General features: G+C 65.2%; 11 protein-coding genes. 9 read left to right on the plus strand and 2 right to left on the minus strand.

All coding sequences use genetic code 11. The annotated features are described in order from the left end of the window. Positions 1-131: 131 nt before the first annotated feature. The 7 genes from U858_RS0131225 to U858_RS0131255 all read left to right on the plus strand — a co-directional run bounded on the left by U858_RS0131225 (position 132) and on the right by U858_RS0131255 (position 7,731). Positions 132-677 (plus strand): GbsR/MarR family transcriptional regulator, encoded by a 546-nt coding sequence (locus tag U858_RS0131225; RefSeq protein WP_025141037.1) that lies wholly within the window; start codon positions 132-134, stop codon positions 675-677. Between the two features lie 127 nt (positions 678-804). After that, positions 805-2,379, plus strand: coding sequence for a cytochrome ubiquinol oxidase subunit I (locus U858_RS0131230; RefSeq protein ID WP_025141038.1), 1,575 nt, complete (start codon positions 805-807; stop codon positions 2,377-2,379). Positions 2,380-2,392: 13 nt separating this feature from the next. Continuing rightward, positions 2,393-3,547, plus strand: coding sequence for a cytochrome d ubiquinol oxidase subunit II (gene cydB / locus U858_RS0131235; protein WP_025141039.1), 1,155 nt, complete (start codon positions 2,393-2,395; stop codon positions 3,545-3,547). A 15-nt stretch (positions 3,548-3,562) separates the two neighbouring features. Next, positions 3,563-3,688 (plus strand): cytochrome bd-I oxidase subunit CydX, encoded by a 126-nt coding sequence (gene cydX / locus U858_RS0131240; RefSeq protein WP_025141040.1) that lies wholly within the window; start codon positions 3,563-3,565, stop codon positions 3,686-3,688. Further along, positions 3,685-5,430, plus strand: coding sequence for a thiol reductant ABC exporter subunit CydD (cydD, locus tag U858_RS0131245; protein ID WP_025141041.1), 1,746 nt, complete (start codon positions 3,685-3,687; stop codon positions 5,428-5,430). Before cydX ends, cydD begins: the two co-directional genes overlap by 4 nt. Continuing rightward, the gene (cydC, locus tag U858_RS0131250) at positions 5,427-7,124 is read left to right on the plus strand and encodes a thiol reductant ABC exporter subunit CydC (protein WP_025141042.1); all 1,698 of its coding nucleotides are present in this window, start codon (positions 5,427-5,429) and stop codon (positions 7,122-7,124) included. Before cydD ends, cydC begins: the two co-directional genes overlap by 4 nt. Positions 7,125-7,179: 55 nt before the next feature. After that, positions 7,180-7,731, plus strand: coding sequence for an adenine phosphoribosyltransferase (locus tag U858_RS0131255; RefSeq protein ID WP_025141043.1), 552 nt, complete (start codon positions 7,180-7,182; stop codon positions 7,729-7,731). 29 nt (positions 7,732-7,760) lie between these two features. Here U858_RS0131255 and U858_RS0131260 read toward each other — a convergent pair whose 3' ends face one another. Further along, positions 7,761-8,651 (minus strand): LysR family transcriptional regulator, encoded by an 891-nt coding sequence (locus U858_RS0131260; protein WP_025141044.1) that lies wholly within the window; start codon positions 8,649-8,651, stop codon positions 7,761-7,763. Positions 8,652-9,034: 383 nt separating this feature from the next. Here U858_RS0131260 and U858_RS0131265 point away from each other — a divergent pair, with 383 nt between their 5' ends. Both U858_RS0131265 and U858_RS0131270 read left to right on the plus strand, forming a co-directional pair. Next, complete coding sequence (locus U858_RS0131265; RefSeq protein ID WP_025141045.1) at positions 9,035-9,418, plus strand: DUF4148 domain-containing protein; 384 nt, start codon at positions 9,035-9,037, stop codon at positions 9,416-9,418. A gap of 435 nt (positions 9,419-9,853) precedes the next feature. After that, on the plus strand, positions 9,854-10,966 hold the full coding sequence (locus U858_RS0131270) for a porin (RefSeq protein ID WP_025141046.1): 1,113 nt from the start codon (positions 9,854-9,856) through the stop codon (positions 10,964-10,966). A 163-nt stretch (positions 10,967-11,129) separates the two neighbouring features. Here the strand turns inward: U858_RS0131270 and ilvA are convergent, their stop codons facing one another. Beyond that, a complete protein-coding gene (gene ilvA, locus U858_RS0131275; RefSeq protein ID WP_025141047.1) occupies positions 11,130-12,638 on the minus strand; it encodes a threonine ammonia-lyase, biosynthetic in 1,509 nt (502 codons plus the stop codon). Between the last annotated feature and the right edge of the window lie 111 nt (positions 12,639-12,749).

Genomic DNA, 12,749 nt, shown 5'->3' on the forward strand with positions numbered 1-12,749 from the left:
ATGAGTGTGGTTTGCGCTTTCGCACAGTTTGTTCGATAATTTCAGGAATTTCTGAAAACGGCGTAACTAGTTATATCCGACCATTCAGGTCGGGAATGGCCGCCGTGGTTGCTGACTGGTCTGGATTGCCCATGGTGCTTACCCCTCAAAACGAACGTTTCGTCCTGCATTTCGGCGAAATGGGCAGCCGTTGGGGCGTGAACCGCACCGTCGGCCAGATCTACGCCCTGCTGTTCCTGTCGCCCGAGCCCCTGCACGCCGACGACATTGCCGAAACGCTGGGTTTTTCGCGTTCCAACGTCAGCCTGGGGCTCAAAGAGCTGCAGTCCTGGCGCCTGGTCAAGCTGGTGCACCAGGTCGGCGACCGCCGCGACTACTTCGAGACCCCTAAGGACGTCTGGGAGATCTTCCGCATCCTCATGGAAGAAAAGCGCAAGCGCGAAATCGATCCCACCCTGACCCTGCTGCGCGACACGCTGCTCGAGCCCCCGTCGGGGCCCAACGAAGCCTATGCGCAGCAACGCATGACCGAAATGCTGGAGCTCATCGAACTGTCCACCGGATGGTTCGATGAGGTTCAACGCCTGCCGCCCGAGACGCTGCAGAACCTGATGAAGCTGGGTTCGAAAGTGCAGAAAGTGCTTGGATTCGCCGGCAAATTGCGGGGCAAGAGCTGATTTCGATCCGCCCCGATTTTTCAGGAAACCTCTATGAAGTTGTATACATCGCCCGTATCATGGCGCGAGAGACGGCCTGGGAACCATGCCGGTTGCTGTGGCTACTCACCTGCATGGGAGCGCCCCAATGATTGATCTCGACGTCGTGAACCTGTCGCGATTCCAGTTTGCCGCGACCGCGCTTTACCACTTCCTTTTCGTTCCCCTCACGCTTGGCCTGTCGTTCATCCTGGCCATCATGGAAAGCGTGTACGTCATGACCGGCCGCCCCATCTGGAAGCGGATGACCATGTTCTGGGGCACCCTGTTCGGCATCAACTTCGCGCTGGGCGTGGCCACGGGCGTGGTGATGGAATTCCAGTTTGGCATGAACTGGTCCTACTACAGCCACTATGTGGGTGACATCTTCGGCGCGCCGCTGGCGCTCGAAGGGCTGATGGCCTTCTTCCTGGAAGCCACCTTCGTCGGCCTGTTCTTCTTCGGTTGGAACCGCATGTCCAAGGTCAGCCACCTGGTGGTGACCTGGCTGGTGGCGTTCGGCACCAACTTTTCGGCGCTGTGGATCCTGATCGCCAACGGCTGGATGCAGAACCCGGTCGGGTCCGTGTTCAACCCGGACACGATGCGCATGGAAATGACCGACTTCGCCGCGGTGATCTTCAATCCGGTGGCCCAGGCCAAGTTCGTGCACACGGTCAGCGCGGGCTACGTGGCCGGCGCCATGTTCGTCATGTCGATCAGCGCCTGGTACCTGCTCAAGGGCCGTCACACCGACCTGGCCAAGCGCTCGATGGCGGTGGCGGCCAGCTTCGGCCTGGCGTCCGCGCTGTCGGTGGTCGTGCTGGGCGACGAAAGCGGTTACCTCACGACCGAACACCAGAAGATGAAGATCGCGGCCATGGAGTCCATGTGGCACACCGAGCCCGCGCCCGCTTCCTTCAACCTGATCGCGATTCCCAATCAGGCCGAGCGCAAGAACGACTTCGCCATCGAGATCCCGTACGTCATGGGCATCATCGGCACGCGTTCGCTGACCACGCCGCTGCTGGGTATCGACGACCTGATCCTGCGCGCCGAAAACCGCATCCGAGATGGCATGGTGGCGTATGACGCCCTGCAGAAGATCCGTGCCAATCCCAAGGATACCGATGCGCGCATGGTGTTCGACCGGACCTGGCCGGACCTGGGCTACGCGCTGCTGGTCAAGCGGCATCAGCCCGACATGAGCAAGGTCACGGAAGACGACATCAAGAAGGCGGCCGTGGACACCGTGCCGAACGTGGCGCCGCTGTTCTGGGCGTTCCGCATCATGGTGGCCGTGGGCATGTACCTGATCCTGTTCTTCGGCGTGGCGTTCTGGCTGGCCTCGCGGGGGCGCCTGGACAGCCGCCGCGGCCTGCTCAAGGTTGCGCTGTGGAGCTTGCCGTTGCCGTGGGTGGCGATTGAAAGCGGCTGGTTCGTGGCGGAATACGGCCGCCAGCCCTGGGTGATCGAAGGCGTGCTGCCGACGTATTACGCGGCATCCGGCCTGACCATCGCCGACCTGGCCATCAGCCTGGCGATCTTCCTGGTGCTGTACACGGTGCTGCTCATCATCGGCGTCAAGGTGATGCTGCACGCGATCAAGGCCGGACCGAAATCCGACGCGCCTGCGCCCGCCGGCGCCGCCGCCGATCCTGTCCGCGCCGCCGTGCGCGCCTGAGGGGAGAGAAGCCATGGATACCCTTATTCCTTTCGACTACGCCACCTTGCGGGTGGTCTGGTGGGCGCTCTTGGGCGCGCTGCTGATCGGCTTTGCCGTCATGGACGGCTTTGACCTGGGCGTGGCGGCGCTGCTGCCCGTGGTGGCCAAGACCGACGCCGAGCGCCGGGTCGTCATCAACGTCGTCGGCCCCGTCTGGGAAGGCAACCAGGTGTGGCTGATCACGGCGGGCGGCGCCATCTTTGCCGCCTGGCCCTTGCTATATGCCGCCTCGTTCTCGGGCTTCTACCTGGCGATGATGCTGGCGCTGATCGCGCTGATCCTGCGTCCGGTGGGCTTCAAGTACCGCAGCAAGATGGAAGGCACCCGCTGGCGTAACAGCTGGGACGGCGTGCTGTGCTTCTCGGGTGTGGTGGCCTCGCTGGTGTTTGGCGTGGCGGTGGGCAACATCATCCTGGGCGTGCCCTTCACGTTCGACGGCAATGCGCTGCGCATGGTCTACCAGGGCCATTTCTACCAGCTGTTCACGCCGTTTGCGCTGTTGTGCGGCGTGCTGAGCGTGGTGATGCTGGCCATGCACGGCGCGGTGCTGCTGGCATGGCGCACCGAAGACCCGATCTCGTCGCGGGCCCGCAACTGGGGCCGCCTGGGCGCGGTGCTGACGCTGGCGCTGTTCATCGCCGGCGGCTTCTGGGTGGCTGGCGGCATCGGCGGCCACGCCATCACCAGCACGGTCGACATGCAAGGTCCGTCGGACCCGATGCTCAAGACGGTCGCGGTGCAGACCGGCGCCTGGATGGCCAACTACGCCACCTGGCCGCTGATGTGGATCGCACCCATCCTGGGCGTGGCCGGTGCGGTGCTGGTGCTGCTGTTCCTGACGCTGCGCGCCAATGTGCTGTCGTTCCTGGCGTCGTCGGTGTCGATTGCCGGCGTCATCCTGACGGTGGGCTTCTCGTTGTTCCCGTTCCTGATGCCGTCCTCGACCAACCCCAAGGCCGGCCTGACCGTCTGGGACGCGTCGTCCAGCCACATGACGCTGTGGATCATGGTGATCGCCGTGGTCATTTTCCTGCCGATCGTGACGCTCTACACCGCCTGGGTGTACCGCGTCATGCGCGGCAAGGTGACCCATGAATCCGTGGGCGACACGCCCAACTCATACTGACAAGGAGCCTCCACCATGTGGTATTTCTCGTGGATACTCGGCCTGGGACTGGCGTGTGCGTTCGCTATTCTCAACGCCATGTGGTTCGAGCTGCGCGAAGGTCACTCGCATGACCCGCGTGCCAGCCGTGAAGACGAGTGAGCGGCGGCGCTAGCAGCCTCGAGCACGATCCTTCGGCAAGCCTGCGCAAGCCGCCGCGCGAGCAATCGCGCTGGCTGATGTCCCTGGCCCGGGCGGCTCGGTTTCCGCTGATGCTGGCGGGGGCCGCGCCGCTGGTGTCGGGCGTGTTGCTGGTGGTGCAGGCCTGGCTGCTGGCCAACGTGCTCGACGCGGCCATTGCCAGGCAGGTGCCGCGCCAGGAACTGCTGGCCGGCATCCTGGCCATCGCGGCCCTGATGGGCGTGCGCGCCTGCATCACCTGGCTGGGCGAGCGCGCGGGGGCCGATGCCTCTGAACGCATCAAGCGCCACGTGCGCCAGGCATTGTTCACACGCTTGCTGGACAAAGGCCCCGACTGGAGCCGCAGAAAGGCGTCGGGCGAAATCGCCAGCGCGCTGGTCGACCAGGTCGAGGCCCTGGACGGATTTTTCGCCAAGTACCTGCCGGCCATGGCTGCGGCGGCATTGCTGCCCGTGGCTTTTGCCGTGGTGCTCTTGCCCGTAGACGTGGTGGCAGGCCTGGTGCTGCTGATCACCGCGCCCCTGATTCCGTTGTTCATGGCGCTGGTGGGATGGGGCGCGCAAGGCGCCAGCCGCCGGCACCTGAGGGCGTTTGCACGCCTGTCGGGCTTTTTTGCCGACCGGTTGCGCGGCCTGTCCACTCTGAAGCTCTACGGCCGCGCCGAAGCCGAGGCGGCGTCGGTCGCCGCTGCCAGCGACGCGCTGCGCCAGCGCACGATGTCGGTGCTGCGCATTGCCTTCCTGTCGTCCGCGGTGCTGGAATTCTTCGCCGCGCTGGGCGTGGCGGGCGTGGCCGTCTATATCGGCCTGACCTACCTGGGCTTCCTGGACGTGCGCTGGTCGCCGCTGACGCTGCAGGCCGGGCTGTTCTGCCTCTTGATGGCGCCCGAAGTCTATGCGCCGCTGCGCCAGTTCGCGGCCCACTACCATGACCGTGCCGCGGCGCTGGCCGCGGTGACGCAGATCGCCACGCTCTTTGACGGTCTGCCGCAAGACGCAGCGGCCCAGGCCGAGCAGGCCGCGCCTGCGGTTGTCACACCGGGCGCTGCCGCCTTGGCGGTGGCGGGCCTGAGCATGACCGCGCCCGGCCGCCCGCTGCCGGTGCTGGCCGATGCCACGCTGTCGCTGGCGGCGGGCGAACACGTCGCGTTGATGGGCGAAAGTGGCATCGGCAAGTCGACGCTGATCGAAGCCATTGCCCGCCTGCGGCCCTGTACCGGCGACGCGCGGATCGACGGCGCGCCGCTCACCCAGTGGCGTGAAGCCGACCTGCGTGCGCGAGTGGCGCTGATCGGCCAGAAGCCGCAATTGCTGGCAGGGTCCATTGCCGACAACATCCGGCTGGGTCGCCCGTCCGCGTCCGACGCCCAGGTGCTGGAGGCCGCGCGCCGCGCCTGCGTGCTGGAATTCGCAGAGAGCCTGCCGCAGGGCCTGGCCACGCCGCTGGGCAGCCGCGGCCATGGTCTGTCGGGCGGTCAGGCGCAACGCGTGGCGCTGGCAAGGCTGTTCCTGCGTGACCCGGGCCTGATCCTGCTGGACGAGCCCACCGCCCACCTGGACGAGGCCACGCAGGCGCGTGTGCTTGATGAAATCCTGGCGTTCGCCGCCGGCCGCACGCTGCTGCTGGCCACGCATTCGCCCGCCGTCGCCGCGCGGTTCGCGCGTGTGCTGCGCATTGCCGACGCGAAAGTGACAGACGCATGAAGAACCTGTTGTTGCTGTTGCCCCTGTATGTCCGCCGCAAGAGCGGGCTGTTGCTGGCCTTGTTCTGTGCCCTGGCGACGGTGGCGGCCGGCGTGGGGCTGCTGGGCGTGTCGGGCTGGTTCCTGACCGGCGCGGCGCTGGCCGGAGCGGGCGGCGCGTTCAACCTGTTCGCGCCGTCGGCGCTGGTGCGCGGGCTGTCGTTCCTGCGCATCGTCTCGCGTTATGCCGACCGGGTGGTGGGCCATTCGGCCACGCTGCGTCTGCTGGCGGACCTGCGCGGGACCGTATTCAACGCCTTGATCCGACTGACGCCGCGCCAACTGGCCCGCTACCGCAGCGGTGACCTGGTGGCCCGCATGACGGGTGACGTCGATGCGCTCGATACGGTGTTCCTGTTCGTGCTGGCACCGTTGGCGACCGCCATCCTGGCCGGCGCGATCCTGACGGCGGTGCTGGGCTACTGGGTGCCGGCGGCGGCGCTGGCGTTCGCGCTGGCCCTGTTGACCGCCTGTCTGCTCGTGCCGCTGTGGCTGGTGCGCGCGGCCCGCAAGCCGGGGGCGGCCGCACAGGAAAGCGCGGCCGGGCTGCGCGCGGCGACGCTGGATGCCGTCGATGGCCATGCCGACATGGTCGCGTTGCACGCGCAAGCGCAGACCTTCGCGCACTTCGAGCAATTGTGCATGGCCAGCGCACGGGCGCGCGCCAGCCAGGCCCGGGTGGCCGCGCGCGGCCAATGGTTTCTGCAGATCGCGGCCGGCCTCTCGGTGCTGGCGCTGCTGTGGTTCGGCCTGGACACCTTCGAGGCGGGCGCGTTGGCGGGGCCGCTGCTGGTGGGGCTGTTGCTGGCGGTCATCGGCATCTTCGAAGTCGCGGGCCCCATCATGCGCGGCGCCTCGCGCATGGGCTCGGCGCTGTCGGCCGCTGCGCGCATCCGTGATGTGGCGCAGCGCGAGCCCGACATGACGGACCCCGCCGTGCCGAGCCCGCTGCCGCTGCGCGGGGCGCTGGAACTGGACGGCGTCGATTTTTCCTATCCGGCGCGCCTGCGAGGCCAGGCCGTGCCCGTGCTGCGGGATCTGCACCTGCGCGTGGCGCCGGGCGAACGCGTGGCCATCGTCGGCGAGAGCGGCGCAGGAAAATCGACGCTGCTGCATCTATTGCTGCGCCTGGAAGATCCGCTGGGCGGCCACGTGCGCTTTGCCGGCGTGGATGCCCGCACATGTGCGCAGGCGGACTGGCATCGGCGCATCGCGCTCTTGTCGCAGGACGCGCCGGTATTCCTGGGCACGCTGCGCACCAATCTCTTGATCGGCGACCCCCAGGCCGACGACGCTGCGCTGTGGCGCGCGCTTGATGCCGCGCGCCTGGGCGAGTTCGTGCGCGGCTTGCCCGACGGCCTGGATACCTGGGCCGGGGAGACCGGCTCGCAGCTGTCGGCGGGCCAGGCGCGGCGCCTGTGCCTGGCGCGCGCGCTGCTGTCGCCGGCCGCGGTCATCGTGCTGGACGAACCGACGGCGGGCCTGGATGCGGCGACCGAGGCGCAATTCCTGGCCGACCTGGGCCCGGCGGTGCAGGGGCGCACCGTCGTGCTCGCGACGCACGCGGCGTTGCCGCCGGGCGCGGTCGACCGTCGCTATGCATTACGCGAAGGTCGGCTTCATGAATTGTCATCAGAGGCGGCAATCCTGGCTTAAGCGCGGTGGCGAGGTTATAGTTCGCCTTGCTTCAATTCTTCAGGGCCGTCTTACCATGCAGACCGACAACGCCGAGTACATCCGGCGCACTATCCGCAGCGTTCCAGACTGGCCCCAACCTGGTGTCATTTTTCGCGACATCACGCCCGTGCTGCAGGATCCTCGCGCATTCCGGGTGCTGATCGATCTCTTCGTCTACCGTTACATGCGCCAGCGCCTGGATCTGGTCGCGGGGGTGGATGCGCGCGGTTTCATCATTGGCAGCGTGCTCGCCTATGAACTGAACCTGGGTTTCGTGCCGGTACGCAAGAAGGGCAAGCTGCCCTATCGCACCGTGGCTGAGGAATACTCGCTGGAATACGGCAATGCGTCGGTCGAGATGCACACCGATTCCGTGCGCACTGGTCAGCGCGTCCTGCTGGTCGACGACCTGATCGCCACTGGCGGCACCATGCTGGCCGCCATCAAGCTGCTGCAGCGCCTGGGCGCCAACGTGGTCGAGGCCGCGGCCATCATCGACCTGCCCGACCTGGGCGGCTCGGCCAAGGTCGCAGCCACGGGCACGCCGCTCTATACCGTCTGTAAATACGACAGCGAAACGGCCTAGTCCAGGCGTCGGGCCTGGGCAGTCAATGCTCAGTTGTCCGACAGGCGCGGCTGGATGAAGTCCAGGAATGCCTTGGTCTTGGCCGGCAGCATGCGCGACGGCAGCAAGGCAAACAAGGGCAGCGGGGTGAGGCTCCAGTCGGGCAGCACCCGCACCAGGCCCGCTTGATTGATCGCCCGTTCCATTGCATCGAACACCAGCAGCGGCGTGATGCCCAGGCCTTGCCCGGCCAATCGTCCCAGCATGCCGACGTTGTTGGCCGACAGTCGGCCGGACACCTGCACGCGTTCCACCTTCTCGCCCGAATGCAGCATCCAGAAGGATGACTCCTCGCGCATGGTGGGGCGCAGGCATTCGTGGTGGCTCAGGTCAGCGGGCACGCGCGGTTCGCCATGGCGCGCCAGGTAGTCGGGCGAGGCATACAGCTGGTGGGCCATCAGCACGATCTTGCGCGAAATCAGGCTGGAATCAGGCTGCTGGCCAAAGCGCAGGATCAGGTCGAACGGATTGCTGATCGGGTCGATCGGCCGCATGCTCAGGTCGAAGTCGCATTCGATCTCCGGATGCTGTTCGCGGAACTCGCGGATCACGGCGGGCAGGAACAATTGCGCCAGGCTGGTGGGCAACGAAATGCGCAGGCGGCCCTTGGGCTGCACCGCCATGTCCAGCAATTGGTCGTGTGCGATGCGGGCTTCTTCGACAATGTGGCGGCAGCGCTCGAAGTAGATGGCGCCGGCCTCGGTCAGGTCGATCTTGCGGGTGCTGCGATTGAGCAGGCGCATGCCGACGCTGCGTTCCAGTTCGCTGACGCGGCGCGACAGCGTGGAGGTCGGAATATTCAGGGCCTCGGCCGCATGGCTGAAGTTCTTGCGCTTGGCGACTTCGACAAACAACGCGATGTCGTTAAGCTGGATATCCATGGGGCCCTCGAAAGTCAAAATTCCATTTCTGGCAGGTTTGTATCATAAATGGAATTATTGTCCCGGCAGTGGAAATGTCTATTTAGCCACGCCGAATGAATCCCTCACCAGGTGGTGAATTCATCTTCCGTTACCTAACTGGCTGGCGCCTGAACGCTTGCCGGCCTTGCTGCCATTACCTGTGCGAGAGGATTGCGCAATTGATGAGCAGACTGAACCGGATACGGCTTGCAATTGTCCCATCAGTGCAAATATGTTCACCAAAATAAGGGTTTTTACTAGGGCCTAATAACCAGATACTTCATCCCAGCAATCAAATTGTCATATCGCAGCAGCCGTCCCGGCCGCCGACGGTATGCAAGGTTTAGGATGGAGTCATCACAATGAAAGCCCTAGCTACCGCACTCATGGTTACCGCAACGCTGGTGGGCATGTCCGCCGCCCACGCCGACGGCAAGACCCGCGAACAGGTTCAACAGGAACTGCAAGCCGCCAAGGCCGCAGGCCAGGTCACGTTCGGCGAACAGGACTACCCGCCCGCCACCGTGCAGCGCACCAGCCTGTCGCGTGAACAAGTCCAGCAAGAACTGCAAAGCGCCAAGGTTGCCGGCCAGGTCACCAGCGCCGAACTGGACTACCCGCCCCGCGCCGCCGCGCCGGAATCGGTGGGCAAGACCCGCGAACAAGTGCGCGACGAACTGGCCCGCGCCAAGGCCAGCGGCGAATACACGTTTGGCGAACTGGACTACCCGCCCAAGGGCCGTTGAGTCGACGCCGCTGTTGCCGATCGAACAGAACCCCTGGCGTGACTAGGGGTTTTTTGTCTCGGCAGGGTGGGGCGATACGGCGCGGGATGTCGTGTTTATGCCGCAAAAACTGTGCGGCCGGCGCAACAAGTGATGTTGCTATACAGGCCAAAATCGCTGCGTCAAACCCCGCCAACCGCGCAATTGCGAGTAAGACTTCACATTTGATATCAAGGCGTTAACGCGGATTCTTGCTGACTGGGCCGACCTGGGCGCCGGGCATTATCCCACCCATGGAAAGTAGTTCGTCGAAATCCGGGTTACTTCAGATTGTTCCAAGATCGACACTAGATTCAGTGCACAGGCCGCTCGCTTTTTCGTAGCGGCCCGCTACCCGCGGCGGCTGTCGCCGTGCGGTTGCGGATTGCCTTTTATCTTGCCATTTTGGGGACTTTTATGAAGAAGACGCTATTGGCTGTCGCGTTGCTGGCCGGCTTTGCCGGCGCAGCGCAAGCCGCCGACTCCGTGACGCTGTACGGCTTGATCGACGCCGGTGTCGGCTACGAGCAAGTGAAGTTCGACGGCGCCAAGCAAAGCCGCTTTGGCGGCACGCAGGGCGTGAGCAGCGGTTCGCGTTTCGGCCTGCGCGGCTCGGAAGATCTGGGCGACGGCCTGCGCGCCGTGTTCAACCTGGAAGCCGGTTTTGGCCCGATGAACGGCCAGTCGTTGCAGAACGGCCGCCTGTGGGGCCGCCAAGCCACCGTGGGCCTGGACAGCGATAGCTGGGGCCGCCTGGAATTCGGCCGCCAGACCAACCTGGCTTCGAAGTACTTCGGCTCGATCGACCCGTTCTCGATCAGCTACAACACCGCCAACCTGGGTACCACGTTCGGCAGCGCCAACACGATGCGCCTGGACAACATGGTGCTGTACCAAACCCCCAGCATGGGCGGTTTCAAGGCCGGCGTGGGCTACTCGTTCAGCGCCGACGACAGCGTCAATGATTCGAAGCAGACCGGCTTTGCCACGGGCAACAACAACCGTGTCATCACCGCTGGCGTGCAATACCTGAACGGCCCGCTGAACCTGGCGGCCGCCTATGACCGCTTCGATCCGTCCAACGATCGCGCCGGCGGCCAGTCCAATGCCCGCATCCAGGAATACATCATCGGCGGTTCGTACGACTTCGAAGTGGTGAAGCTGGCTGCTGCCTTTGGCCAGACCCGCGACGGCTGGTTCATCGGCCAGAACATGGGCACCACGCCGGACGGCATGCAGAAGCTGGGTTCGTTCAAGCTGGCTGATGGTTTCCGCGCAAACTCGTACATGATCGGCGCTACCGTGCCGCTGGGCCGCCACGCGGTGTTCGGTTCGTGGCAGCGCGCCACGGCCAGCAACGACAAGCTGACCGGCGACGATGCAACGTTCAACGTCTACAGCCTGGGCTACACCTACGACTTCACCAAGCGCACCAACCTGTACGCGTACGCCTCGTATGGCGACAACTACGCGTTCCAGAAGGATGCGCGCGACACCGCGTTCGCCGTGGGTGTGCGTCACCGGTTCTAAGCCAAAGCCTGTCCGGCTGCACCTTGCTGAATGCGCGGCACATTCTCCGTGAGCCGCCGAGTGACAGCGAACCCCCCCTTCAGGTTGCAGCCGGGCGGGTCTTGAGCAAAGAAGGGAAGGGCCTCCATCGGGAGGCCCTCTCGCTTTCTACGCGCGGCAAACGCTACAGGAACAGCTTGTAGGCCGGGTTCTCGGTCTCGTTCCAGTGCGGATAGCCCAGTTCGGCCACGAAGTTGCGGAACTGCTTCTTGTCGGCCGCCGGCACCTGGATGCCGATCAGGATGCGGCCATAGTCGGCGCCCTGGTTGCGGTAGTGGAACAGGCTGATGTTCCAGTCTGGATTCATTGCGTTCAAGAAACGCATCAGCGCGCCCGGGCGTTCCGGGAATTCGAAGCGGTACAGAAGCTCGTCGCGCGCCTGCGTCGAACGCCCGCCGACCATGTGGCGCAAGTGGGTCTTGGCCATTTCGTCATGCGTCAGGTCCAGCGTGTCGAAACCGTGGCGGCGAAAGTGGCTGGCGATCTTGTCGGGTTCGGCCGGCGACGAGACTTGCAGGCCGACGAACACATGAGCGCGGTCGGAATCGGAAATGCGATAGTTGAATTCGGTCACGCTGCGCTCGCCCACCAGTTCGCAGAAGCGGCGGAAGCTGCCGCGCTGCTCGGGCATGGTGACGGCGAACACGGCTTCGCGCATTTCGCCGACTTCGGCGCGTTCGGCCACGAAGCGCAGGCGGTCGAAGTTCATGTTGGCGCCGCAGGCAATCGCCACCAGGGTCTTGCCCTTCAGGTTGTGCTCGGCGGCGTACTGCTTGGCGCCGGCCACGGCCATGGCACCGGCCGGTTCCAGCACGCTGCGGGTGTCCTGGAACACATCCTTGATGGCGGCGCAGATCGAATCGGTGTCCACCACCACGAAGTCGTCGACGTACTTGCGCGTGAGCTTGAAGGTTTCGGCGCCGACCATCTTGACGGCCGTGCCGTCGGAAAACAGCCCCACGTCGTTCAGTTGCACCCGGCGACCGGCGCGCACGCTGCGCAGCATGGCGTCGGAATCTTCGGTCTGCACGCCGATGATCTTGATCTCGGGGCGCAACTGCTTGATGTAGGTGGCCACGCCCGCGATCAGGCCGCCGCCGCCGATGGCCACGAAGATGGCGTCGATGGGGCCGGGGTGCTGGCGCAGGATTTCCATGCCCACCGTGCCCTGGCCGGCGATCACGTCGGGATCGTCGAAGGGATGCACGAAGGTCAGCTTTTCTTTCTTTTCCAGTACTTGCGCATGGGCGTAGGCGTCGGAAAAGCTCTCGCCCGCCAGCACCACTTCGCCGCCCAGGCGGCGCACCGCGTCGACCTTGACCTGCGGGCTGGTGGTGGGCATGACGATGACGGCGCGGCAACCCAGGCGGGTGGCGGCCAGCGCCACCCCTTGCGCATGGTTGCCGGCCGAGGCCGCGATGACGCCGCGGTTGCGCGCCGCCGGGGTCAGGTTGGCCATCTTGTTGTAAGCCCCGCGCAGCTTGAAGCTGAAGACCGCCTGGGTATCTTCGCGCTTGAGCAGAATCGTGTTCGACAGGCGTTGCGACAGCAGCGGCGCGGCTTCGAGCGGCGATTCGACCGCGACGTCGTAGACCTTCGAGGTCAGGATGCGTTTCAGGTAATCAGTGGACATGGACTGCGCTTGGGGGTTGGGGCCAGAAAGGAGGGCCGCGAGGGCGTGGGGCTGATTATTGCAGGGAAAGCCGGGGCAGCCCGCGATTTCGCGGCGGATCGCCACGCATCG

Source organism: Achromobacter sp. DH1f, from assembly GCF_000633435.1.
GTDB lineage: Bacteria > Pseudomonadota > Gammaproteobacteria > Burkholderiales > Burkholderiaceae_B > Achromobacter > Achromobacter deleyi.

Excerpts from the sequence above, each read along its gene's own strand:
- U858_RS0131225 (WP_025141037.1), top strand. The coding sequence starts at position 132 with ATGGTGCTTACCCCTCAAAACGAACGTTTCGTCCTGCATTTCGGCGAA.
- U858_RS0131230 (WP_025141038.1), top strand. The coding sequence starts at position 805 with ATGATTGATCTCGACGTCGTGAACCTGTCGCGATTCCAGTTTGCCGCG.
- cydB (WP_025141039.1), top strand. The coding sequence starts at position 2,393 with ATGGATACCCTTATTCCTTTCGACTACGCCACCTTGCGGGTGGTCTGG.
- cydX (WP_025141040.1), top strand. The coding sequence starts at position 3,563 with ATGTGGTATTTCTCGTGGATACTCGGCCTGGGACTGGCGTGTGCGTTC.
- cydC (WP_025141042.1), top strand. The coding sequence starts at position 5,427 with ATGAAGAACCTGTTGTTGCTGTTGCCCCTGTATGTCCGCCGCAAGAGC.
- U858_RS0131255 (WP_025141043.1), top strand. The coding sequence starts at position 7,180 with ATGCAGACCGACAACGCCGAGTACATCCGGCGCACTATCCGCAGCGTT.
- U858_RS0131260 (WP_025141044.1), bottom strand. The coding sequence starts at position 8,651 with ATGGATATCCAGCTTAACGACATCGCGTTGTTTGTCGAAGTCGCCAAG.
- U858_RS0131265 (WP_025141045.1), top strand. The coding sequence starts at position 9,035 with ATGAAAGCCCTAGCTACCGCACTCATGGTTACCGCAACGCTGGTGGGC.
- U858_RS0131270 (WP_025141046.1), top strand. The coding sequence starts at position 9,854 with ATGAAGAAGACGCTATTGGCTGTCGCGTTGCTGGCCGGCTTTGCCGGC.
- ilvA (WP_025141047.1), bottom strand. The coding sequence starts at position 12,638 with ATGTCCACTGATTACCTGAAACGCATCCTGACCTCGAAGGTCTACGAC.